This is a genomic window from Psychrobacter aestuarii (genome assembly GCF_904846035.1).
GTDB classification, from domain to species: domain Bacteria; phylum Pseudomonadota; class Gammaproteobacteria; order Pseudomonadales; family Moraxellaceae; genus Psychrobacter; species Psychrobacter aestuarii.
This window is the reverse complement of sequence record NZ_CAJGYT010000001.1, coordinates 1661355-1683147: the sequence shown is the minus strand read 5'-3', so window position 1 is coordinate 1683147 and position 21793 is coordinate 1661355. Positions and strand designations below refer to the sequence as shown.

Here is a 21793-nt window from a genome sequence, read left to right as displayed (position 1 = left end):
CCAACTGCTCTAGGCTTGACCAGTGCTTAGGTTACAGGTGGTCATCGTATCAGATGCAAATTTGTTAAAGCCTGCATTATCTTTTATGATGAGTCTACTTTTTGATAAGTGGCGGCAGCCGCCTCACGTGCGCCATGACCTCTACGACACGCCTATCGACGACAACGCGAGCTTTGATATGACCCAGCATTTTATTGTGATTGGCAATCCGATTGCCCACAGCAAGTCCCCCAGTATTCACCACGCCTTCGCGCAGCAAGCAGGACTGGCTATCCGCTACGCGCGTCAGTATTGCCCTGATGATGCTGAGAGTTTTCGCGCTGTAGTCGATGCTTTTTTTAATGGCGGCGGCATCGGTGCCAATGTGACTGTACCCTTTAAACAAATCGCGTATGAGTACTGCTTAGAAGACGGCGCATTGTCTGACCATGCGAGGGTGGCGGGCGCGGTCAACACGCTGGCTCAGCGCGATGGCAAACTGTATGGCGACAATACCGACGGTCAAGGTCTGGTCAATGACATGCAGCACCAAGGCTGGATACTGAAGGATAAAACGGTCGCCATCATCGGTGCAGGCGGCGCGGCACGCGGTACGATACTACCGCTCATACAAGCGGGCATTAAAAGCCTAACCCTTGCCAATCGCACGGTCTCTAAAGCCGAAACCTTGGTCAAAGCGCTCGGCGAACAAAGCGCTACGGTGGCGCATTGCCCCATCGATACTTGTGCCACTGATGCCTTGACGGGTCACTTTGACATCATTATCAATGCCACCTCTATTGGGCTGTCAGGCGAGCGTTTGCCGTTGTCTGAACATCTAACATGCGCGCATGCCTACGACATGATGTACGGGCGCGAGCTGCCGTTTTTGACGCATTTTGCAGACAGCGGCGCAAAGACCTCGGACGGCTATGGCATGCTGATTGGGCAGGCGGCGCTCAGCTTTGCATTATGGACGGGCGCTGATATCGATGTGACGGCAGCGCGTGCGCAGTTGACCTAACCTGCGCCTTATCTTAGCTTTACTTCACTGTTAATTGCCGCGGCGAAACTGTGCCAACAGCCAGTTTTCAATGCGGCGCAGTGGCGGGCGAATCGCCAAGGCGTGCATCAGCATTCCGCCGCCCAGTGCCACCAAGCAGCCGAGCGCCGTATCGACCAGACGCACGTGTATCACCGTTTGATAGCCCTGCGCACTGATGGGCAGACCACTGCCATACTCTGCAATAAAAATAGTCAGTGGCGTAATCGCAATCACCGCCAGACCATAATGGCGATCGACCAATGACTCAATACAAAACATCATCACCAAAATAGCCACCGCCACGCCCCACACAGGCAGCTGCCATGCCAGCATCATAGCAGCCACGCCCGTACCAAGCAGTGTCCCCAATATCCGATGCAGCTGCTTGACCCAGATGGTACGCAGATGAATGCCTTGGATAATAATAAAGCAGCTGACCGCCACCCAATACGGATAGGACAGCTCCAGCACCAACGCAATAGCCAACGCCAGCCCGACAAAACCTGTAATCATCACACTCTCAATGATGGTATCAGGCTCATAAGCATACGCGGGCACAGGGGCAACAGGGCGCGTCAATAACAGATACAGCGAATACAAAAACGCCATCAATAAGGCAAAGCCACTGCCAAGCATCACCAAGCCTGTCGCTGGCATCACCTGCGCTAAGGGCAGCGGAATAAACAGCGCAATCGCCCCCGACATCAACACAAACAGCCCTGCGGGCGGCGGCTGGCGATAATAACGCCCAAACATACACACCCCAAACGTCATCAGCATGATCAGCGGCAGACGCAGTATCGGCAGCTGCTGCGCAATCAGCCCCAACGCAAAACACAGCACCATGGCAAAGCCCCACGCCATCACTGTCACCAAGCGATGACCCAAGTGACCAATCAATGGCAGATTCAAAATAATCATCGCACCAAGGGACGCCTTAATGCCCGAAGACAGCGCGCCAAAATAGACCCCTACGAATACTGGAAAACTGATGGTCAATGCCGCAATCAATGGCATGTGCCACGGGCGCTTGCTTTGGCGTACTTCGGTGAGATGTGTCAGCTCAGCGTGGAGCATCTGTTTGATAGTGAGCATGGTCTCTCCTGTGGTCGGCATATCCCTAGTCATCTGTATCCTATAAACAAAGCGCAAAGGGCGCATTGATGGACGGTGCAGCGCAATCGGCAGCAGACACGCGTCATCTGTTTATCAGCATTTGCTGACTTATAAAAAACAGTACACAGCGATAAGAAAACTTATTGACATACCTTTATACGATAATCATGAATAATGGTTATATGTTATATATTTGTTTCGGCGTAAAAACTATACTGAAATCATCCAAAGAGTCGGTTACCCTAAAATTGGGCAAGGACAGTCATCGGCGTTTAATAGGCGCGATAAGCCTGTAGAAAAACCTTGTCACACCGCTTATCTTGACATAACAATCATCAACAATAACCACGAAAAGAGAGCCATTATGCTGACTTATAAAGCGCCACTGCGCGATATGAAATTCTTGATTAATGATGTGTTTGATTTCCAAACCCACTACAAAGACCTAGACAATGGCAGCAATGCCGATCCTGAGACGGTCGACATGATTTTACAAGGCATGGCAGATTTTTCTGAAAATGTCCTAGCCCCGTTGTATAAAAAAGCCGATGCAGAAGGCTGTCATTTTGACAATGGCGAAGTGACCACGCCTGAAGGGTTCAAAGAAGCATACGATCAGTTTATCGAAGGCGGCTGGCATGGCATCTCTTATCCCGAAGAGTACGGCGGTATGAACCTGCCCATGTCCTTGAATCTTATCAAAGCAGAAATGATAGGCACCGCCAACTGGCCTTGGTCGATGTATCCAGGGTTATCTACAGGGTGTATCAACACCTTGATGCAATATGGGGATGAAACACAAAAAAACACCTATTTGCCCAAATTGATTGAGGGTACGTGGGCGGGCACCATGTGTCTGACCGAGCCGCAGTGTGGTACTGACTTAGGACAAGTCAAATCCAAAGCCGTCCCGCAAGACGATGGCTCGTACCAATTAAGCGGTACCAAAATCTTTATCTCAAGTGGCGAGCATGACTTGACCGAAAACATCGTGCATATCGTCCTAGCGCGTCTGCCCGATGCGCCCGAAGGCACGCGCGGTATTTCATTGTTTATTGTACCGAAGTTTTTGCCCGATGCTCAAGGCGAAATTGGTGAGCGTAACGGCGTCACCTGCGGCTCTATCGAGCATAAAATGGGCATCAGCTCATCTGCAACGTGTGTGCTGAACTTTGACGCCGCCACCGCGTATCTGATTGGTGAGCCAAACAAGGGTCTAAAAGCCATGTTTACCTTTATGAATACCGCGCGTATCGGCACGGGTATCGAAGGTCTTGCACACACCGAGCTGTCTTTTCAAAATGCCCTGCCCTACGCCAAAGAGCGCCGCTCTATGCGCGCCCTATCAGGCACCAAAGACCCTGACAAAGCCGCTGATGCCATTATCCATCATGCCGATGTACGCCGTATGCTCTTGACACAAAAAGCCTTTGCCGAAGGCGGGCGCTCGATGATTTATCATGCGGCTCGCTACGCGGATAAAATGGCGCAAGGCATCACCCGTGGTGACGACGCTGAGTTTGAAAAATGGGACGACAAGCTGGGCTTTTATACCCCGATTATCAAGGGTTTTTTGACCGAGCTTGGTATCGAGGCGGCAAAACACGGTCAGCAAATTTATGGCGGACATGGCTACATTAAAGAATGGGGCATGGAGCTGATTGCCCGTGATGCACGTATCGCTACCTTGTATGAAGGCACGACAGGCGTACAGGCACTCGATTTGCTCGGGCGCAAGGTCATCTTGCAATCTCGCGGTAAAATCATCCGCGACTATACCTCGAGCATCATGAAATGGTGCGGCGAATATGCCCTTGATAAAGACATGCGCAAATTTGTATGGGCGCTCACCAAACTGTGTGCGGAATGGAACACGCTGACTGTGCGTCTGATGTTGATGGCGCGCAAAGACCGTGAGATTATCTCAGCGGCGTCTGATGACTTTTTGATGTACTCAGGCTACGTGATGATGGGCTATCACTGGGCGCGTATGGCGGCAGTCGCGTATGACAAGCTCGAAAACGGCGGCACTGAATCGCCTGAGTTTTATACCGCGAAGACGCAAACGGCGGAGTTTTATTTTGACAAAATCTTGCCACGCACCTCAGGTCATGCCGAAAGCATGGTCGCGCCAAGCGAGAGCATGACGGCGATGGATATTGACAGCTTTGCCTTTTTAGACTGATTTAGGCAAAGACAATCGCTACAATGTAAAAAAAAGCGCCTTGTTATCAGGCGCTTTTTTATTGCACTGGCTTTATTACGACAGCGGCAAAACCAGACAGTTTTTGTTAACCAAAACCAACAGCTTGGGCACAAAGCGCTGTCATTCGCGTACTGACAGTAACAAGGCAGGGGCATACACTGAATGTGATAAGTAGAAAAGCTCAACCAGTGAAAAGCTTAATAAGTAAAAAAGCTGAATATAAAAAGCTGCATCAATCAAGATTTGGTAAATAAACAAAGGAGCGTCTTATGTTTTCGCAATTAAAACGCAGCGCGGTGGCGCTTGGCGTCAGTAGTGCGCTGGTGCTTAGTATGGGCGCAGCAGCAACGAGCGCGCAAGCAGCGGACACTATTCACTTTGCCAAAGGGCACATCAGCCAACACGTGACGGGCAAACTTGCACCCAAAGAGACGGGAGACTGGTACCAGTTTGGTGCCGCTGCGGGTCAATACGTGGTGATTAACATCGCGCCCTTAGCAGGCACCAAAGAAACTGCCAACGTCGGTGTGCTGCACATGCCAGATGGCAGTTATGACGGCAATAAAGGCGGCATCGTCTATCAAGGCTGCTTGCCCACCACTGGCACTTATAAGCTGCGTATCGCCCGCAACAATATGGCGACGCAAGGCTTAACCGCAGGCTATGATGCCGAGGTGGTTATTTTGCCAAAATACGCAAGCCAAGACATTTGCGGCGCTTAAGCCTCAACATCACTAAGAATCTGCATTGAGAGTATAGAGTTTTATGTTTTTAATCGCTGTTTATCTTAAGCTCAGTTTCGATTGGTTTTATGCCCTATTTCATTACTACAGTACTTATGCTTAATTGCATTAGTGCGCGGTATAGATAGCCGTGTATCTAGCCGCTACTCAATATGGGTAATGAATTTTTTATGGTAATTTTGGCTAATTTCAGTCACTTCTACGCAGACTTGTATCTGTACGCGCCCCGATTGCGCCTTTGCCAGCTTTTCTTCAGTCGCTATAAGAAGCTGTTCGGCAAGGGCGTTTTTGGTTGCTTCACTGCGTCCTGTCATCAGTTTTAGCTCAATATACACATAGCCAAAACGCTGCTCATCATCGTCCGTGCCGACCAAAAAGGTAGTAATGGGCAGCATGCGTGCTTTGATGTCGCTTTTTTGCTGCACCTCACCGCTGTCCCAGAGTACGGTATTGAGGGTCTTTAATAGCGACTCTTCGTGCGGAATGTAGACATTGGGCGTGGCTTGTACAATCAGATGTGGCATGGGATATCCTTATTTATTTTTAGGTTCAAGGTTTACGCGCGCGGCGTATGGGTGTGTATTGCAGTTATAACGTTCAGGTTGTACTTTTTATTGCGCTTGATTGTGTTCATTAGCATATGCGCTATACGTTTAATCGGTATCCGTAATGTCGGCGAATGGCGCATCTAGTACGCGCGCCAAGTCAGTTGCTGACAACTCAATCTCTAAGCCGCGCTTGCCTGCGCTGACATAGATGCGCTCTTGCCCCGCAGCGCTGCTATCAATCACGGTCGGCAGGCGCTTTTTTTGCCCCAGCGGACTGACACCGCCCAGCACATAGCCCGTCACGCGCTCGACCTGTTTGGGGTCGGCCATGTGCAGCTTTTTAACGCCCAGCGCTTTTGCCATTTTTTTGAGATTTAAGGTGGTATTGACGGGCAGTATGGCGACCGCCAAGGTCTGTTTGTCAGTCTCAACGACGAGGGTTTTGAACACGCATGCTGCCGCTACGCCCAGCTTTTCGGCGGCTTCTAGCCCATATGAGGGCGCGGCCGCATCGTGCGTATACTCATGAATCTGATGGCTCAGCTTTTGGCGTTTGGCCAGTACGATGGCGGGGGTCATAACAACATCCTTATTCTTATGCGCATCCTTATAGATGGTGGGCGCGCGTCCCTATGATGGCTGTAGGCGGCATGGGCGACAGGCTCATTTACCATACCCATTTTTGCAAAAAATAGCCAGTCCGACCCCTGTCTTGCCGAACGCTTGTGCGGATACGGACATCATATATCGCTTTGATGGCTTTTATGGCATTATAAGCGCACCTTTATTGAATACACATTTGACGCTTGATTATGATACCGACGTTTCTTAAAAAAAGCCTGTTTAATAAGTCGACGCGAAAGTCTCTTGCGACATCCAAAACGGCTGCCACCCCTCCCATCAATCGGCTGTACCGTAAGCTGTCAGGACAAGCGCTGGATGTGGCGGTCAAAGTCCAGCATATGGGCGAACTACCGACATTCGATAACCGTGATGAGGTCTTGACCTTTTATGTGCTACAAGAGTATTCGCGCTCCAACAGCTTATTGATTGATTTACAGACCCAAGAGCATCATTTGCCGCCTGCCTTGCAGCCTGTCAAGGATGCGGTGCATCAGATTGATGAAAATGCGGCGATGATATTTTTGCATCATCCCAAAGCAAGAGACCGTCAGCTCTCACCGCGCCTTTCGCGCTTGGTCAGTGCAGTATTACAAAATCCTGAGCTGACTATTCAGCTGGTGCCTGTATCTATTCTATGGGGACGTGCGCCAGAAAAAGAGGACTCGCTCTTTAAGCTCTTGATGAGTGACAACTGGCAAGACCCCAGCATCTTAAAGCAGCTGTTTAACATCGGCGTGATGGGACGCGATACCTTTGTACAGTTTCATACGCCGCGCGATTTGCGCGAGCTGGTCAATGAGCATCTGATTGGCGGCGAAGATAGCGCCGCTGCCAGCATCGTCAAAGACAGCAGTCACGCCCTTGTGCCTGTGGCAGACAGCAATATTGCTTTGGTCAGCTCCTTGCAGCTCCAGCTCAATACCTATTTGGACAAGCAGCGCGCGAGCATGATTGGTCCTGATTTGTCCGACCGCCGCAATCTGGTCGAAAAGTTGATTCACTCGCCTGCCATTGCCCACGCCATTCAGGCCGAAGCAGAGCGTGAAGGCATCACCGTCACCGAGGCGCGTGCAGTTGCCAAAGGCTACGCCAATGAGATGGTCAATGACTACTCCTACCCTGTGATTCGCGCCTGTGAGCGCTTTTTGACGTGGCTGTGGACGCAGCTGTATGACGGCGTTGATGTGCATCATTTTGAGCGCGTGCGCGAGCTGGCGACCGACCACGAAATCATCTATGTGCCCTCGCACCGCAGTCATGTGGACTATTTGCTGCTCTCTTACGCGATTTATAAGCAAGGGCTGAGCATCCCATACATTGCCGCAGGTGATAACTTAAACGTGCCTGTCTTAGGACCATTTTTGCGCGGCGCGGTGGCGTTCTTTATTCGTCGCAGCTTCCGTGGCAACCATCTGTACAGTGCGGTGCTGCGTGAGTATATGCACACGCTCATCACCCGCAGCACCCCGATTGAATACTTTATTGAAGGCGGGCGTTCGCGCTCAGGACGCCTGCTACCGCCAAAAATGGGACTGCTGTCGATGACCGTACACAGCCAGCTGCGCCAGATGAACAAGCCCGTGGTATTTATCCCCACATACATCGGCTACGAGCGCATCATGGAAGGCGGCACCTATATCGGTGAGCTCAAAGGCAAGCCCAAAGAGTCTGAATCACTGATGGGGCTGCTCAAGGTCAGCCGCAAGATTGAGCGTATCTTTGGGCATGTGCATCTGAGCTTTGGTACGCCGCTGCATATCGAAGACTTTATGAAAAAGTACGATGTTAAGGCGGGCAGTCTACCTGCAGGGCGCACCGACTCTCCGTTCGATGCCAACATGATGACCATGATTGACAATATCGGCATCAAAATCATGCAAAACATCAATAAGGCAGCGGTCATCAATCCTGTGTCCTTGTTGTCATTGGTGCTGCTGTCCTCGCCCAAATCGGCACTGGATGAGGAGGTCTGCCGCGACCAAATCTCGTTATACCAAGACATTGCGCGTCAAATTCCCTATGCCGATGACACCACCGTCACCGACATGACGCCGCAGGCGATTATTGAATATGGTATTAAGCTCAAACTCATTGAGCGCACGCCGCACATTTTGGGCGACATCATTCAAGTGGCGGGCAAGCAAGCGCCACTGCTGAGCTACTTCCGCAACAACATCTTGCACGTCTTTATTCTACTGTCGTTTATCGCCGCATTGGTCGCGCGCAATGGGCGCATTAAGCGCAGCCGCTTGGACAACATCGTCACCCAGCTGTATCCGTTTTTACAAAGCGAGCTATTTTTGCATTACCCCGCGCATGGCTTGATGGCGGTACTCAATCAAAAAATTGACAACCTTATCGCGCACGGTCTGATTGTTGATTTGGGAGATGACGTGTTGGGCGCGCCTGAGGCGAACACCAGCAGCTATCAAAAGCTCGAAGTCTTGGCCGCCCCTGTTGAGCAAAGTCTTGAGCGTTATTTCTTGACCTTGGCACTGCTTGCGCAGCAAGGCTCGGGCAATCTGACGGCTGAAGAAGCGGTCGATTTGTGTCATCTGCTCGGACAGCGCCTGTCGGTACTCTATGCTGATGACATTCCTGACTTCTTTGACCGCGCCTTATTCATCAGCTTTATCAATGCGCTGATTCGTCTGGATTACCTCACCCCTGATAGCGAGACGGGCGTGCTGCATTTTGACCAGCGTATCGATGACATCGCGCATCATGCCAAATATGTACTGAACCCTGATATGATGCAGATTTTGCAGCAAGTGGCGTCGCTTGATGAAGATGACATCGCGCACGCCATCACCGAGATTAGCAATAAAAAACAGCGCAAATTCGGGCGTAAGCGTTAAGCCTTTTTTAAGACTGTATTTTTAGCCAAAAAAGACCGCTTTAATAAGCGGTCTTTTTTATAGCATCGAAGCATTAAAAATGATGTCGATAAAGACTTGCTCTACAACAGCGCTTTTCCTTTTTCATAATACTCAAGACGCGCCGCGCTGGGCACCATATTGCCACCTGTCGCCCATACGATATGCACCGCTTGAGTCATGTTGTCCGTAAGTTTATGCTGCGCCAGATAGTCTTTTGCTGCCTTAACCTGAGCCATACCTGCCACGCCCGCCAATGCCGAAGGCTCAAGTTCAATATCTTCGCTGTCACGCATCAGCGCAAGCAGGCGGTATAAGTGCTCATCATCCATCGTATAAATGCCGCTTAATAAAGGTTCCATCACCCGACCGACAAAGGCAGAGGCGCGACCGACCGCCAGACCGTCGGCGCAGGTTTTGTTATCAATGCCAAAATCTTGCACGCTCACGCCATCGTGCAGCCCTGTGTACATGCCAATAAGCATGCACGGCGAATGCGTTGGCTCAGCAAAAAAACAATGCACATGATCGCCAAAGCTTTGCTTTAAACCAAAGACCACGCCGCCTGGTCCACCACCGACCCCGCAAGGTAAATACACAAATAACGGATGCGCCGCATCGACGCAAATCCCTTGCGCGTCCAGCTGCCGCTTTAAGCGCTCGGCGGCAACGCTATAGCCCAAAAACAAATCTTGAGAATTTTCATCATCGACAAAGTGGCAATTTGGGGTTTGCTGCGCTTCGATACGCCCCTGTTCAACGGCTTTGCTATAGTCATCTTGATGCTCGACCACGCGGACGCCTTTACTGCGCAGCAAGTCTTTTTTCCATGCGCGCGCATCGGCAGACATATGCACGGTCACGTTAAAGCCCAACTGTGCGCCCATGATGCCGATACTCAGCCCAAGATTGCCCGTTGAGCCAACGACGATGCTGTGCTTGGCAAACAGCGCCTTGAACGGCGGGCTGTCTATCTTTTGGTAATTATCTTTTAGAGTCAATAGCCCTGCTGCCATCGCGACGGACTCGGCGTATTTGAGCACTTCATACACCCCGCCACGTGCTTTTATTGAGCCAGAGATAGGCAGATGGCTGTCGCATTTTAAAAATAACCGCCCTGATAATGTCTGACCATAAAACGCTTGCAGCGTCTGCTGCATCTGCGGAATGGCGGTTAAGGGCGATTCGATAATGCCGTTGCTCGCCGCCGTTTCGGGGAATACCTTGGCGATATAAGGCGCAAAGCGCTGTAAACGCTCGGCGGCGTCTGCGATATCACTTGCGCCGAGCGGTAGTGACACTTGCACGTCTGTAAAGCGCTGCAACTTGGGATTGAGCCAGCACACTTCTTTGGTCGCGCTCAGGCTATTTAATAGCGGGTGGCTGTCGTATAGCTGCTTTATGGTGTCTTGCTGGGGTGCTGTCATCGTCATAAGTCCTTTTAATATAAAATTGTTTAAAATCCATCTTTCTATGTCTGGTTTTGTTCTTACATCATTATGTATGGGTTGATTGAAGCTCTGTGGGTGAGTATAGAGCAACCCTGCTTATAAAAAAGCATGGCTATTGTCTTATAAATAAAAAAAAGACCGCTTATCACAAGCGGTCTTTTTTATTTAAGCATCAAAGCAGACGATTACGCCTTGCTGATTTTCTTATACTTCATACGTTTTGGACCTGCGTCCGCGCCCAACTGCTTTTTGCGGTAGGTTTCAAACTCTGAATAGTTACCGTCAAACCAGATTGGACCTTCTTCTTCAAACGCCAAAATATGCGTGGCGATACGGTCAAGGAACCAGCGGTCATGCGATACGACCATCACGGTGCCTGGGAATACCTGAATCGCGTCCTCTAGCGCACGCAAGGTTTCGACGTCCAAGTCGTTCGAGGGCTCATCGAGCAGCAGTACGTTCGCGCCTTGCTTTAGGGTTTTTGCCAGTTGCAAGCGGTTACGCTCACCACCTGAGAGCTGACCGACACGTTTTTGCTGGTCTTGCCCTTTAAAGTTAAAGCGACCGATATAAGCGCGGCTTGGTGTGGTGTAGTCACCGACGGTAATCATGTCCAGACCGTCTGACACTTCTTCCCAGACAGTTTTGCTGTCGTCTAGGTTGTCGCGTACCTGACCAACATAAGCGACTTTGACGCTCTCACCAAGGTCAACCGAGCCAGTGTTCGGCTCGTCTTTGCCCGTAATCATGTTGAACAGCGTGGTTTTACCCGCACCGTTTGGACCAATGATACCAACGATGGCGCCCGCAGGGACGTTAAAGCTGAGGTCTTCATAAAGCAAGCGATCATCAAATGACTTTGAGATGTTGTTGACTTCGATAACCTTGTTGCCCAGACGTGGACCAGGTGGAATATAGATTTCCGCCGTTTCGTTACGCTGCTGGAACTCTTTTGAGTTCAGCTCTTCAAAACGCTGGACACGTGACTTTGACTTGGCTTGTTGACCTTTTTGGTTTTTACGAATCCACTCAAGCTCTTTTTTCAGCGCTTTGGCAAACGATTCTTCTTGCTTTTGCTGCTGCTCTAGACGCTTGTTCTTTTGCTCTAGCCACTCGGTATAGTTGCCCTCGTAAGGATAGCCATGCCCGCGGTCCAGCTCCAAAATCCACTCCGCCACGTTGTCAAGGAAGTAGCGATCGTGGGTAATGGCAACGATAGTACCGCTGTAGTTTTGTAAGAACAGCTCAAGCCACGCAACCGATTCGGCGTCCAAATGGTTGGTCGGTTCGTCAAGGAGCAGCATATCAGGACGCGATAGCAATAGGCGGCACAGCGCCACGCGGCGTTTTTCACCACCAGACAGTTTGCTGACATCCGCATCCCAAGCTGGCAGGCGCAGGGCGTCAGCCGCTTTTTCAAGCTGGGTGTTTAGGTTGTGCGCGTCCCACGACTGGATGATGTCTTCCATTTTGCCCTGCTCTTCAGCAAGTTTGTCAAAATCGGCATCAGGCAATGCGTATTCGGCGTAGATTTCGTCCAGACGTGCCAGCGCGTCTAGCGCTTCACGCATACCGTCTTCGACATTACCGCGCACATCTTTGCTTTCATCAAGCTGCGGCTCCTGTGGCAGATAGCCCACTTTGGTGCCCGTTTGTGCGCGTGCTTCACCCGTATACTCGGTATCGACGCCCGCCATGATGCGTAGCAAGGTTGATTTACCCGCGCCGTTGATACCTAGGACACCGATTTTGGCGCCAGGAAAAAACGATAGGTTAATGTTTTTTAAAATCTCACGCTTGGGTGGAACAAGTTTTGACACGTTGTTCATCGTGTAGATATATTGTGCCATTAGCACTCCGCTAAATGATGTCAGATAAAAAAAGGCAGACGCATAAAGAGCTATAGCCTGCGCCGATTATCAGGATAAAAAATTGTGCTTCATTATCGCATTGTGGCGGGGGCGCTGCAAGCAATGCCGCGATATTGCGCGCTTTAGCAATCGATTCATACCTTTTAATGTCCTGTCCACTTATATGGCGCGGCAGCTTTGACCAAAGCATGGCGCTACCGTGCACACCTCACATCTTGGGTAAGAATACTTGCTCAGCATCAACATATGGGCTAACTATCGTTACCAGAAGCAACGCATTATAACTAGAAATTTGTCTACTTTGTCTCCATAATGATTACTGCGCGGCAAAAATAACGATAATCAAAGCCGCATCCGTCATAACGCACAATAAACAATCAATAACCCATAGGAATTTTTATGTCTACTGCATCATCACAGACCCAAGACCAAGCGGACAACACCGTCCTTGATATCACGCACAACCTAAACAAGCACCGTTTTGAGACCGAAGTCGATGGCACGCTTGCCTATATCAGCTATCAGATTCAAGGCGAGCGCTTGGTTTATGACCACACCATCGTGCCTGACGCGATTGGTGGACGCGGTATCGGCTCAGCCCTTGTGGCGCATGCGCTCGACTATGCCCGAAGTGAGAATAAAAAAGTCGTTCCTCAGTGCCCATTTGTGGCATCATATATTGAAAAACACCCTGAGTATAAAGATTTGACCAAATAAGCGCGGCGTGTATCGTTGCTCGGTACTTTTTAGCAAACGACCCTACCTATTGGTAATCACTAGCGCTTTGATGATGTTTTCATTATCGTCACCATGCGCTTTGATTAGTTGTAGGTTTTTTTATCGGTAATCGATCGCTTTTTGCCCCTGATTTGGTCATGTTGATGGTTCATCATTGATGCATTGCATTCATTATGAACCATCCTTATCAAAGTGCTATGCACCCCAATACAAGGACGACCCGCCCCCACCATTTGATTTTATATCTGATTCTGTCACCTTTGGTCATGTTCATCGTCAATGATAATTAAAAAAAGGAAACCTGTTATGAGTAGCTTATCGGACAAACAAGTAGATTTGCAGTTAGAAGATTTGGCAGGCTGGCAGCGCGATGGCAACAGCATCGTTAAGACGTATCATTTTGGCGATTTTATCGAAGCTATGAGCTTTATGACGCAGGCCGCCTTTTATGCCGAAGCCTTAGAGCATCATCCTGAATGGCGCAATATCTATAACGTGGTTGAAGTGCGCCTGATGACACACGACACGGGCGGTATCACCAGCCACGATATTCGCTTAGCAAAGCGCATGGAATATATCATCAGCTCACGCAACAAAGAAACAACAGCAGGCTGATTTTGCTCGCGTAAGCGTTTCTTTATAAAAACCATAAAAAAAACGTCCTAACTGTAGGACGTTTTTTTTATCACTGACGGCGACTCAGATAGATGTGTACTTGGGTAACCGTCATAAGTAAGTCTTTTGACAACTTACATTTTGCGGCTAACAAAGGCCACAATGAACAAGATGACCGCAACGGCTAGGAAAATATAAGCAAGGTTGGCTGATAAGCCGGCAACGCCACCAAATCCTAACAAACTTGCGATTAATGCGATAACGGCGAAGATAATAGCCCAGCGAAACATAGTATTCTCCTTAAATGATGTGGTCAGCAGTGGTTGTAAATGGTTTTATCATGCTGACGGTATCGTTGTTGTTATTGACGTTTTAAAAACGTCCTTTTATTAATAGGGTGTGGGTCATTAAGCTTAGATGTTTAAAACATGCGCCGTGATATATCAAATTATCTATCGGCAAAGGGCTTAATAACGTTCGTTTTTTTCATTTTGCTTTATGCTTATAGAGTAGCAACCTTTTTTTAAAAACAACGTTCCTTTTGGTAAAAATCACGCCACGTTGTGTAAGCTATGTAGTCCTATTGACAGTGTTATGGTCAGTTTTGTGACTGCGCCATATCCCTAGCTGCTTCGATTGTGGTAGTGCTGCTATACTTGAGCAACACGCCCGCATCATGCCGATAATCAATAAAAAGAGCATGTTATGACCTCATCGACGACTGCCCATACAAGCGAGAAAACCGAGCCGCAAAACAAAACGCACGAGGCGCGCTACGATGTGGTGCTGTATGGTGCGACCAGTTTTGTCGGGCAGATTACCGCGCGCTATTTGTCAGCGTTTTTAACCGCGCAGCCTGATAGCAAGGCGCGTATTGCGCTAGCGGGGCGTGATGCCGATAACCTCAAAAAGTTGCAGCAGACATTACAGACAGCGACCGATATCATCATCGCCGATAGCAACGATACCGATTCACTTGCCACTATGGTCAAGCAGACGCGCCTGATTATCTCAACCGTCGGCCCTTATTTGCGTTATGGTGCGCCTTTGGTCGCGGCGTGTGCAGAACACGGCACGGACTATATCGATCTGACGGGTGAGACATTATTTATTAAAGACATGATGGATGCGCACGGTGATACTGCCAAAGAAAGCGGCGCACGCATCGTCCATTGCTGCGGTTTTGATTCGACTCCCTCTGATTTGGGCGTATATTTTACCCAAGCGCGCGCAAAGGAGGCATTCGGCGCGGTCTGTCAGCAGATCCAGATGCGTGTGGTCGAGGCCAAAGGTGGCATCTCAGGCGGAACGATTGCGTCGATGACCACACTATTTGCCGAAGCCAGTAAAGACCCCAAGCGCCGCCGCCAACTTGGCAATCCGTATTTGCTGAACAACGATGCCAACCCGCCAAGCATCAAGCAGCAAAACGTCACTAAGCCGCGCTATGACCATGAGCACGAGCATTGGGTTGCGCCATTTGTGATGGCGAGCATCAATACCCGCGTGGTGCATCGCAGCAACCAACTACAAGACTATGCCTATGGTCGCGACTTTTTATATGACGAGGCGACATGGATGGCAGATGGGATAAAAGGTCAAGTGCAAAGCTATGGCATGAGCGCAGGACTGCTCGGTCTGACCACCGCGCTGAGCTTTGCGCGCAGTCGTGACTTTTTATCCAAGCATATCTTGCCCAAAGCAGGCAGCGGTCCATCGAAAGATGCACAAGAAGCAGGGCATTATACCTTGCGCTTTTTTGGGCAGACGGCGGCTGGTAAGACACTGACGACCGAAGTCACAGGCGATAAAGACCCAGGCTATGGCAGTACCGCACGTATGCTGGCGCAATCGGCACTGTGCTTGCTAGACGTACCCAAATCAGACGTAGGCGGTGGGTTTTGGACACCTGCGAGCGCTATGGGTGAGGCGTTGATTGAGCGTTTAGAGGCGCATGCGGGTTTGAGCTTTCATGTGCTTGACGCGTAATTATTTATACAGATAACACATACTGCCCATAAAGCATAAGTCCTTGATATTGTGTTTCATTGTGTGCGTTATTCTGTCTGCGATTCGGTGTGTATATAGTAAATGAAGTTATTTAGCAAATTGTTTAGGCAAACTAAAAAGCTTAGATATCATAGATATAGCTTAACTTTTTTTAAAGTCAAAGATAAAACGAAGCATTTACCGACTAACGGTATTTTTCTTAACCCTCGCTCTGCTTACTAAGTCATAACAGAGTATTGCGCGAATCGCACACAGACAGACAAAACCGTGACGCTGGTCAATCTTTCACTACTGAAAACTGCACGTCTGTGCTGTTAGTCTGATGATGGTTAACATTGACCCGCTATGCGTGTGCCTTATGTTTTTATATTAATAACCTCATAAGTGGGCATATCGCCTAGCTACCCTACCGTCTATTTGGAGGATTTTGTATGAAAAACCGTAAGTTACCCCTATCTATTATGATGACGGCTGCTATTGCCATCCCAAGTCTGGCCACCGCAGCACCTGCCAACCAAGCGGACATCATGCCCGCAGATATGCGCACTGCCCCTGCACAAAACACCTTACAACAGCAAATGATGGATGAAGACGGCGAGCTTGTAGCCACCCAGCCTGGTCGCGTTGAGATTGATGAAGATGTCGATGCCAGTGCCAATATGACCATGAATGCGGAAATGGACAGCGAGATGGCCATGGACGATGACATGGAAATGGCTGAGCCTGCCCAAGTGCAAATGGCAGAAAAAGCACGTACAGAGCAAATGAGTACACAAGCACGTGCAAAAATGGCAGTAGCTGATCGAGCCGCGGCGCAAGCGCGTATGGCTGCCGAAGATCAAGCGATGGCACAACAACAAGCCATGGCGCGTCAACAAGCGATGACTGAGAGCAATGAGCCATTATTAGAGGGTGAAATGCAAGCAGGCAACGTGACCCCTGCTGACCAGCGCAGCACGCCAGTACCGATTACTTTACAAGAAAAGAAAAAAGACAAGCGCGGTGAGCTGCTTGCCACGCAGCCTGCAGAAGTAGAATTCAACGAAACGCGCCGCTTTTCAGTGCGCTAATGCGTGATGAAGAACGTGCTTGATACGGATTGACTCTGTTTCTAGCAATAAAAAAGGCAGCCCATGAGCTGCCTTTTTTAGTGTCTGCGTTTTTTAAAATGCTTGACGCATTATTTACCTTTGGTCACGCCCGCTTCTTGTAGCAGTGCGCCAAAAGTGCCGATTTTGTTGGCGGCGGGCTTTTGCTCAGCGGCATTATTGCGTGGCGATTTTGACGCGCCTTGCTCTTTACGCTTACCACGCTCATTGCTGCTGCGGCGTTTGTTTTGTGCGCCGTCATTATTGGCACTACTGCCACTACCACTGTTATTGCGACGTGGGCGCGGCGTGCGCTCGGTTTTGGCAGTATCTTTTTTGGCAGGTTTGCCCTCGCCTTCAGGCTTCATGCTAAAGCCAATACGTCCGCGCGCTTCATCAATCGAGATGACGCGTACTGAGACGATATCACCCGGTTTGACACGGTTCATAGGGTCAGCGACGAAGTCATTTGCCATCTGCGAGATGTGTACCAAGCCATCTTGGTGTACGCCAACATCAACAAAACAACCAAAGGCGGTCACGTTGGTCACGACGCCTTCGAGCACCATACCTTCTTGCAAGTCTTTGATGCTGTTCACATCATCGCGGAAGCTGGCGGTTTTAAACTCAGGACGCGGGTCGTGTGCAGGCTTGGCAAGCTCTGAGACAATGGCGCGTAGGCTGACATTGCCATCACTGTTTTCAATCGTACTGGTGTCAATGCCATCTAATGCCGCTTGATTGCCAAGCACGTCTGGCAAGGTTTTGTCCAACTGCGTAAGCATGCTGTCAACGAGGGCGTAGCTCTCAGGATGCACGCCTGTGGCATCCAAAGGATTGTCGCCGTCACGTACGCGTAAAAAGCCTGCCGCCTGTTCAAAGGTTTTTGCGCCAAAGCGCGGCACGTTTTTGAGCGCTTCACGGCTGGCAAACGCGCCATGTTCTTGACGGTAGTTGACGATTTGCTGTGCCACATTGCGGTTTAGACCTGCGATGTGCGCTAGGATAGCAGGACTTGCGGTATTCACGTCCACACCGACCGCATTCACGCTGTCTTGAGTGACTTTATCAAGACGGTCTGCCAATTGGTTTTGGTTGACGTCGTGCTGATATTGTCCAACGCCGATGGCTTTTGGGTCTACCTTGACGAGCTCAGATAATGGGTCTTGCAAGCGGCGGGCGATAGAGACCGCGCCACGTACCGACACGTCCAGTCCCGTAAGCTCATCGCTGGCAAGCTCACTGGCAGAATAGACCGATGCGCCTGATTCATTGACGATGACAGCAGTTGCTTGAATGGCGCTGTCACTGCTTAAAATCTCTTTAATCATCGCGTCCGTTTCGCGGCTGGCAGTGCCATTACCGATGGCGATTAAATCGACATTATAGGTGGTCAGCAAGTCTTTAATGACCGCTTTGGCTTCTGTCATTTTGTTGTCAGGGGCGAACGGATAGACGGTTGCGACCACAGGCTTGTCTTCACTGTCGCTCATCACGTGACCTTGCGCGTTAATCAGCGCCATTTTTACGCCGTGACGGATACCAGGGTCGACGCCAAGGATGACTTTGCTGCCTGCTGGCGCGCTCATGAGCAGGTGCTCAAGGTTGCTCGCGAACACGTCAATGGCATCGGCTTCAGCGACGAGGCGCTTTTCGGTCAATAGACGGTGCTCGATGTGCGGACGCCATTTTTCTTTCCATAAACGGTTGGCGGCGTCCAATAAGAAGGTGCGGCGCGCATCAGGCGTGGTGCTGTCGATATCAAAATGCTGGGTAATACGCTCGATAAACGGCGCATCTTCGCCTTCGATTTTGAGCGCCAAGACGTTTTCTTGACGACCGCGTAGCATGGCGAGCAGACGATGATTGGGCAGTTTGGCAAGGCTTTCGCTGTGCTCAAAGTAGTCTTTGAACTTCTCGCCGACTTCACGTTTTTCATCGCTTGCGACACTTGAGACGATGCTTGCCGTTTTGGCAAAGCTGGTGCGCAAGGTATCGAGTAGCTCTAGCGACTGCGTCCACTCATCAATGATGATGGCTTCTGCGCCCGCCAGCTGTTTGTCCGCGTCGCTAAAGTCCACCTCAATCACATTGCCGCTGTCATCGACAATCTCAGCAGGCAGCTGATAATCGGCAAGTGCGTCGGTTGGCGTAATGGCTTGGTTTTGCAGCGCATCTGCGACCACTTGTAAGCCAGCGGCGCGGGCTTTGGCGGCCAATGAGCGGCGGCGCGGGCGGTATGGCAGATAGATGTCTTCGAGCTCAAGTTTCGATTCGGCGTTGTCGATACGGTCTTGCAGGGCATCGGTCAGGTTGCCTTGAGCGCGCAGCAATTCAGTGATTTTGGCGCGGCGTACGGCCATGTCACGCTCATAGACCAGTGCTTTTTCGAGCGCACGCAGCTGTGTGTCATCCAGATTTTGGGTCTTTTCTTTACGATAACGCGCGATAAAAGGCACGGTTGCGCCCTCGTCATACATTTGGACGAACGCATCAACTTGAGCAGTCTTAATGCCAAGCGCGCGAGCCAATTTATTATGAATATTCGCGTGTGTGGTTGCATCTAAACCCTGCGTTGCGGCTTGGGCTTCTGAAGGCTGTTGGGTATCAGTGCTACTCATATCCGTATCAATCGCTTTAAAATGTAGTTTGGCATTATAACAAAAGCTGCATGAATAAAAATCCTTTTTATACGCTGATGATTTTATACGGCTTTTTTTACAAAATCGGCGCGTAGTGACTGATTTGACAGGGCTTTTAAACAAACCCATACAGCAATTGTGTATGCAGGTGATGCATTTAATGATGCAATCTTATACACTAAAGGTGAGGGGTTATATTCTTGTGTTGATTTGTTTTGACCATGCTTGGTTTAAAGATAACCATTACACCAAACCGATGCATAACCTTGAACAATAATAACGCTTATTAAAGGACTGTTTGCATGACTGATAATACCGATACTATGACGCAGCGTATTTTGGTGGTTGATGATGACGCCCGTTTGCGCTCACTGTTGCAGCGTTTTTTGGAAGACGATGGCTTTGTGGTGCGTACCGCGCATGATGCCAGCCAAATGGACAAATTAATCCAGCGCGAGCTGTTTTCTCTGATTGTGCTCGATTTGATGCTGCCTGGCGAAGATGGCATCAGCATCTGTAAGCGCCTGCGCGAAGACAATGGCGACATTCCAATCATTATGCTGACCGCAAAAGGTGGCGATGCTGACCGTATCGCAGGTCTTGAGGCGGGTGCGGACGACTATTTGCCCAAGCCTTTTAACCCAAAAGAGCTGTTGGCACGTATTAAAGCGGTACTGCGCCGTCAAAATCGTGAGCTGCCAGGCGCGCCAAGCTATCAGCTAGAAGTGGTTGAGTTTGGTCCTTGGACGCTGGACTTGTCCACGCGCACGCTCAAACGCGAAGGCAACGTGGTGACCTTGACCACAGGTGAGTTTTCGGTATTAAAAGCACTCGTGCAGCACCCACGCGAGCCATTGACCCGCGATAAGCTGATGAACCTTGCTCGCGGACGCGAATGGGGTGCAATGGAGCGCTCTATTGATGTGCAAGTGTCGCGCCTGCGCCGCTTGATTGAAGACAATCCATCACAAGCGCGCTATATCCAGACCGTATGGGGCGTGGGCTATGTGTTCGTCCCTGACGAGTCGGATGCCGATAGCGAGCCGACTGCAACACCAGCGCCATAAGGGGCTGGTTGGCTAATCTGTCTTATCCATGCCGCTAGGTCTGCCGTTATGACACCATCATTACCGATTCACAATATACCCTGCACCTTGGTGACAGGGTTTTTGGGTGCGGGTAAAACCACACTGATGAATCGCCTACTCGCCACCAAAGTGCCTGATGCGCGCTGGGCGCTGCTAATCAATGAGTTTGGGCGCATTGGTATTGATGGGGCACTGGTCGATGGCGCGGCGGCAGATAAGGCTATTGCCATTCGTGAAGTCAGCGGCGGCTGTATCTGCTGCACCAGCCAGCTGCCGCTTCAGATTGCCATTATGCGCCTGCTTGCCGAGCATCGTCCCGAGCGCTTGTTGATTGAGCCGACGGGACTGGCGCACCCCAAAGTATTGACCCAGCAATTGAGCGAGCCGCACTGGAAAAATACGCTATCCATGCGCGCGGTGATGACCGTACTGCACGCGGGACAGTGGCAGCAGCCAAAATACCGCGAGCATGACGGCTACTGCGCCCACATTAAAGCTGCTGATGTGGTGCTGGTCAATCGCTATGAGGCATTGGATGATGACGAACGCGAAGCGCTGGCAGCTTGGATACAGACGCTCAATGCCAATGCGCGGCTGATTTGGGACAGTCATGATGACGCTGAGCAAAAGCAGACGTCAGCGGCACTGTCAGAGCTGTTAAACACACCCAGCCATCTGATTGGGCAACAAACGCAGCATGTACAGCGCTTTGGTTTACAGTCGCCGCAGCAAGTGACGATGAATACGCCAACAGCCGACGGTACAGACACCGAGACACTGCCCTATCGCTACCATGACATGCAAGAGGGCGTGTTGATTTCAGGTTGGCGCTTGCCAAGCGACTGGCAATTTGACGGCAATGCGTTGCAAGATTGGCTGCTCGCCCTACCCGACTGGCAGCGCATAAAAGGCGTGGTGCGTACCAATACAGGCTGGCAACAGCTGAACTTCACCCCTGACAGCTTATCCATGCGCACTACCACGCCGCAAGCGGACAACCGCCTTGAGGTGATATTGTCCGTCTCTGTAGATGATACCAACCAAGAAAATAACGCGCATAAAAAAGCGCCCAGCCGTGGGAAAACCCCTATCGACTGGACGCCTTATGATACGGCGCTGATGGATTTGGTTTTGCCTAGTCCATCTTAAACTT

Annotated in this window: 17 protein-coding genes; 10 read left to right on the top strand and 7 right to left on the bottom strand. The window is 50.3% G+C overall.

Annotated features, from left to right (window positions below; all coding sequences use genetic code 11):
- The first annotated feature begins 178 nt into the window (after positions 1-178).
- The gene (gene aroE, locus JMW05_RS07080) at positions 179-1003 is read left to right on the top strand and encodes a shikimate dehydrogenase (protein ID WP_201505562.1); all 825 of its coding nucleotides are present in this window, start codon (positions 179-181) and stop codon (positions 1001-1003) included.
- 30 nt (positions 1004-1033) lie between these two features.
- On the opposite strand, the gene JMW05_RS07075 is transcribed toward aroE, so the two are convergent.
- Positions 1034-2152 (bottom strand): FUSC family protein, encoded by a 1119-nt coding sequence (locus tag JMW05_RS07075; RefSeq protein WP_201504620.1) that lies wholly within the window; start codon positions 2150-2152, stop codon positions 1034-1036.
- Between the two features lie 352 nt (positions 2153-2504).
- On the opposite strand from JMW05_RS07075, the gene JMW05_RS07070 reads away from it, so the two are divergent.
- Together JMW05_RS07070 and JMW05_RS07065 are read left to right on the top strand one after the other, a co-directional pair.
- Positions 2505-4325 (top strand): acyl-CoA dehydrogenase C-terminal domain-containing protein, encoded by a 1821-nt coding sequence (locus JMW05_RS07070; RefSeq protein ID WP_201504619.1) that lies wholly within the window; start codon positions 2505-2507, stop codon positions 4323-4325.
- 290 nt (positions 4326-4615) lie between these two features.
- Positions 4616-5068 carry a hypothetical protein gene (locus tag JMW05_RS07065; RefSeq protein ID WP_201504618.1) on the top strand — a complete coding sequence of 151 codons (453 nt, stop codon included), beginning with the start codon at positions 4616-4618 and terminating at the stop codon, positions 5066-5068.
- A gap of 164 nt (positions 5069-5232) precedes the next feature.
- Here JMW05_RS07065 and JMW05_RS07060 read toward each other — a convergent pair whose 3' ends face one another.
- Both JMW05_RS07060 and ybaK read right to left on the bottom strand, forming a co-directional pair.
- Positions 5233-5613 (bottom strand): tautomerase family protein, encoded by a 381-nt coding sequence (locus JMW05_RS07060; RefSeq protein ID WP_201504617.1) that lies wholly within the window; start codon positions 5611-5613, stop codon positions 5233-5235.
- Between the two features lie 129 nt (positions 5614-5742).
- Complete coding sequence (ybaK, locus tag JMW05_RS07055; RefSeq protein WP_201504616.1) at positions 5743-6216, bottom strand: Cys-tRNA(Pro) deacylase; 474 nt, start codon at positions 6214-6216, stop codon at positions 5743-5745.
- A gap of 233 nt (positions 6217-6449) precedes the next feature.
- Between ybaK and plsB the strand changes: the two genes are divergently transcribed.
- Entirely contained in the window at positions 6450-9119 is a 2670-nt protein-coding gene (plsB, locus tag JMW05_RS07050; protein ID WP_201504615.1) for a glycerol-3-phosphate 1-O-acyltransferase PlsB, read from the top strand.
- A 101-nt stretch (positions 9120-9220) separates the two neighbouring features.
- On the opposite strand, the gene JMW05_RS07045 is transcribed toward plsB, so the two are convergent.
- Positions 9221-10564, bottom strand: coding sequence for a D-serine ammonia-lyase (locus tag JMW05_RS07045; RefSeq protein ID WP_201504614.1), 1344 nt, complete (start codon positions 10562-10564; stop codon positions 9221-9223).
- 209 nt (positions 10565-10773) lie between these two features.
- On the bottom strand, positions 10774-12438 hold the full coding sequence (gene ettA / locus JMW05_RS07040; protein ID WP_201504613.1) for an energy-dependent translational throttle protein EttA: 1665 nt from the start codon (positions 12436-12438) through the stop codon (positions 10774-10776).
- Between the two features lie 420 nt (positions 12439-12858).
- Here ettA and JMW05_RS07035 point away from each other — a divergent pair, with 420 nt between their 5' ends.
- On the top strand, positions 12859-13176 hold the full coding sequence (locus JMW05_RS07035; protein WP_201504612.1) for a GNAT family N-acetyltransferase: 318 nt from the start codon (positions 12859-12861) through the stop codon (positions 13174-13176).
- 327 nt (positions 13177-13503) lie between these two features.
- Complete coding sequence (locus JMW05_RS07030; RefSeq protein ID WP_201504611.1) at positions 13504-13812, top strand: 4a-hydroxytetrahydrobiopterin dehydratase; 309 nt, start codon at positions 13504-13506, stop codon at positions 13810-13812.
- Positions 13813-13946: 134 nt separating this feature from the next.
- On the opposite strand, the gene JMW05_RS07025 is transcribed toward JMW05_RS07030, so the two are convergent.
- Positions 13947-14102 carry a DUF1328 domain-containing protein gene (locus JMW05_RS07025; protein ID WP_199508637.1) on the bottom strand — a complete coding sequence of 52 codons (156 nt, stop codon included), beginning with the start codon at positions 14100-14102 and terminating at the stop codon, positions 13947-13949.
- 415 nt (positions 14103-14517) lie between these two features.
- On the opposite strand from JMW05_RS07025, the gene JMW05_RS07020 reads away from it, so the two are divergent.
- Together JMW05_RS07020 and JMW05_RS07015 are read left to right on the top strand one after the other, a co-directional pair.
- Positions 14518-15801, top strand: a complete 1284-nt coding sequence (locus JMW05_RS07020; protein WP_201504610.1) for a saccharopine dehydrogenase family protein — start codon at positions 14518-14520, stop codon at positions 15799-15801.
- A gap of 452 nt (positions 15802-16253) precedes the next feature.
- Complete coding sequence (locus JMW05_RS07015; protein WP_201504609.1) at positions 16254-16892, top strand: hypothetical protein; 639 nt, start codon at positions 16254-16256, stop codon at positions 16890-16892.
- Positions 16893-17002: 110 nt separating this feature from the next.
- Here the strand turns inward: JMW05_RS07015 and JMW05_RS07010 are convergent, their stop codons facing one another.
- Positions 17003-19531: a Tex family protein gene (locus JMW05_RS07010; protein WP_201504608.1), complete on the bottom strand. Its 2529-nt coding sequence runs from the start codon at positions 19529-19531 to the stop codon at positions 17003-17005.
- A 323-nt stretch (positions 19532-19854) separates the two neighbouring features.
- On the opposite strand from JMW05_RS07010, the gene ompR reads away from it, so the two are divergent.
- The gene (gene ompR / locus JMW05_RS07005) at positions 19855-20619 is read left to right on the top strand and encodes an osmolarity response regulator transcription factor OmpR (protein WP_201504607.1); all 765 of its coding nucleotides are present in this window, start codon (positions 19855-19857) and stop codon (positions 20617-20619) included.
- A 48-nt stretch (positions 20620-20667) separates the two neighbouring features.
- Complete coding sequence (locus JMW05_RS07000) at positions 20668-21789, top strand: CobW family GTP-binding protein (RefSeq protein WP_201504606.1); 1122 nt, start codon at positions 20668-20670, stop codon at positions 21787-21789.
- The last annotated feature ends 4 nt before the right edge of the window (positions 21790-21793 follow it).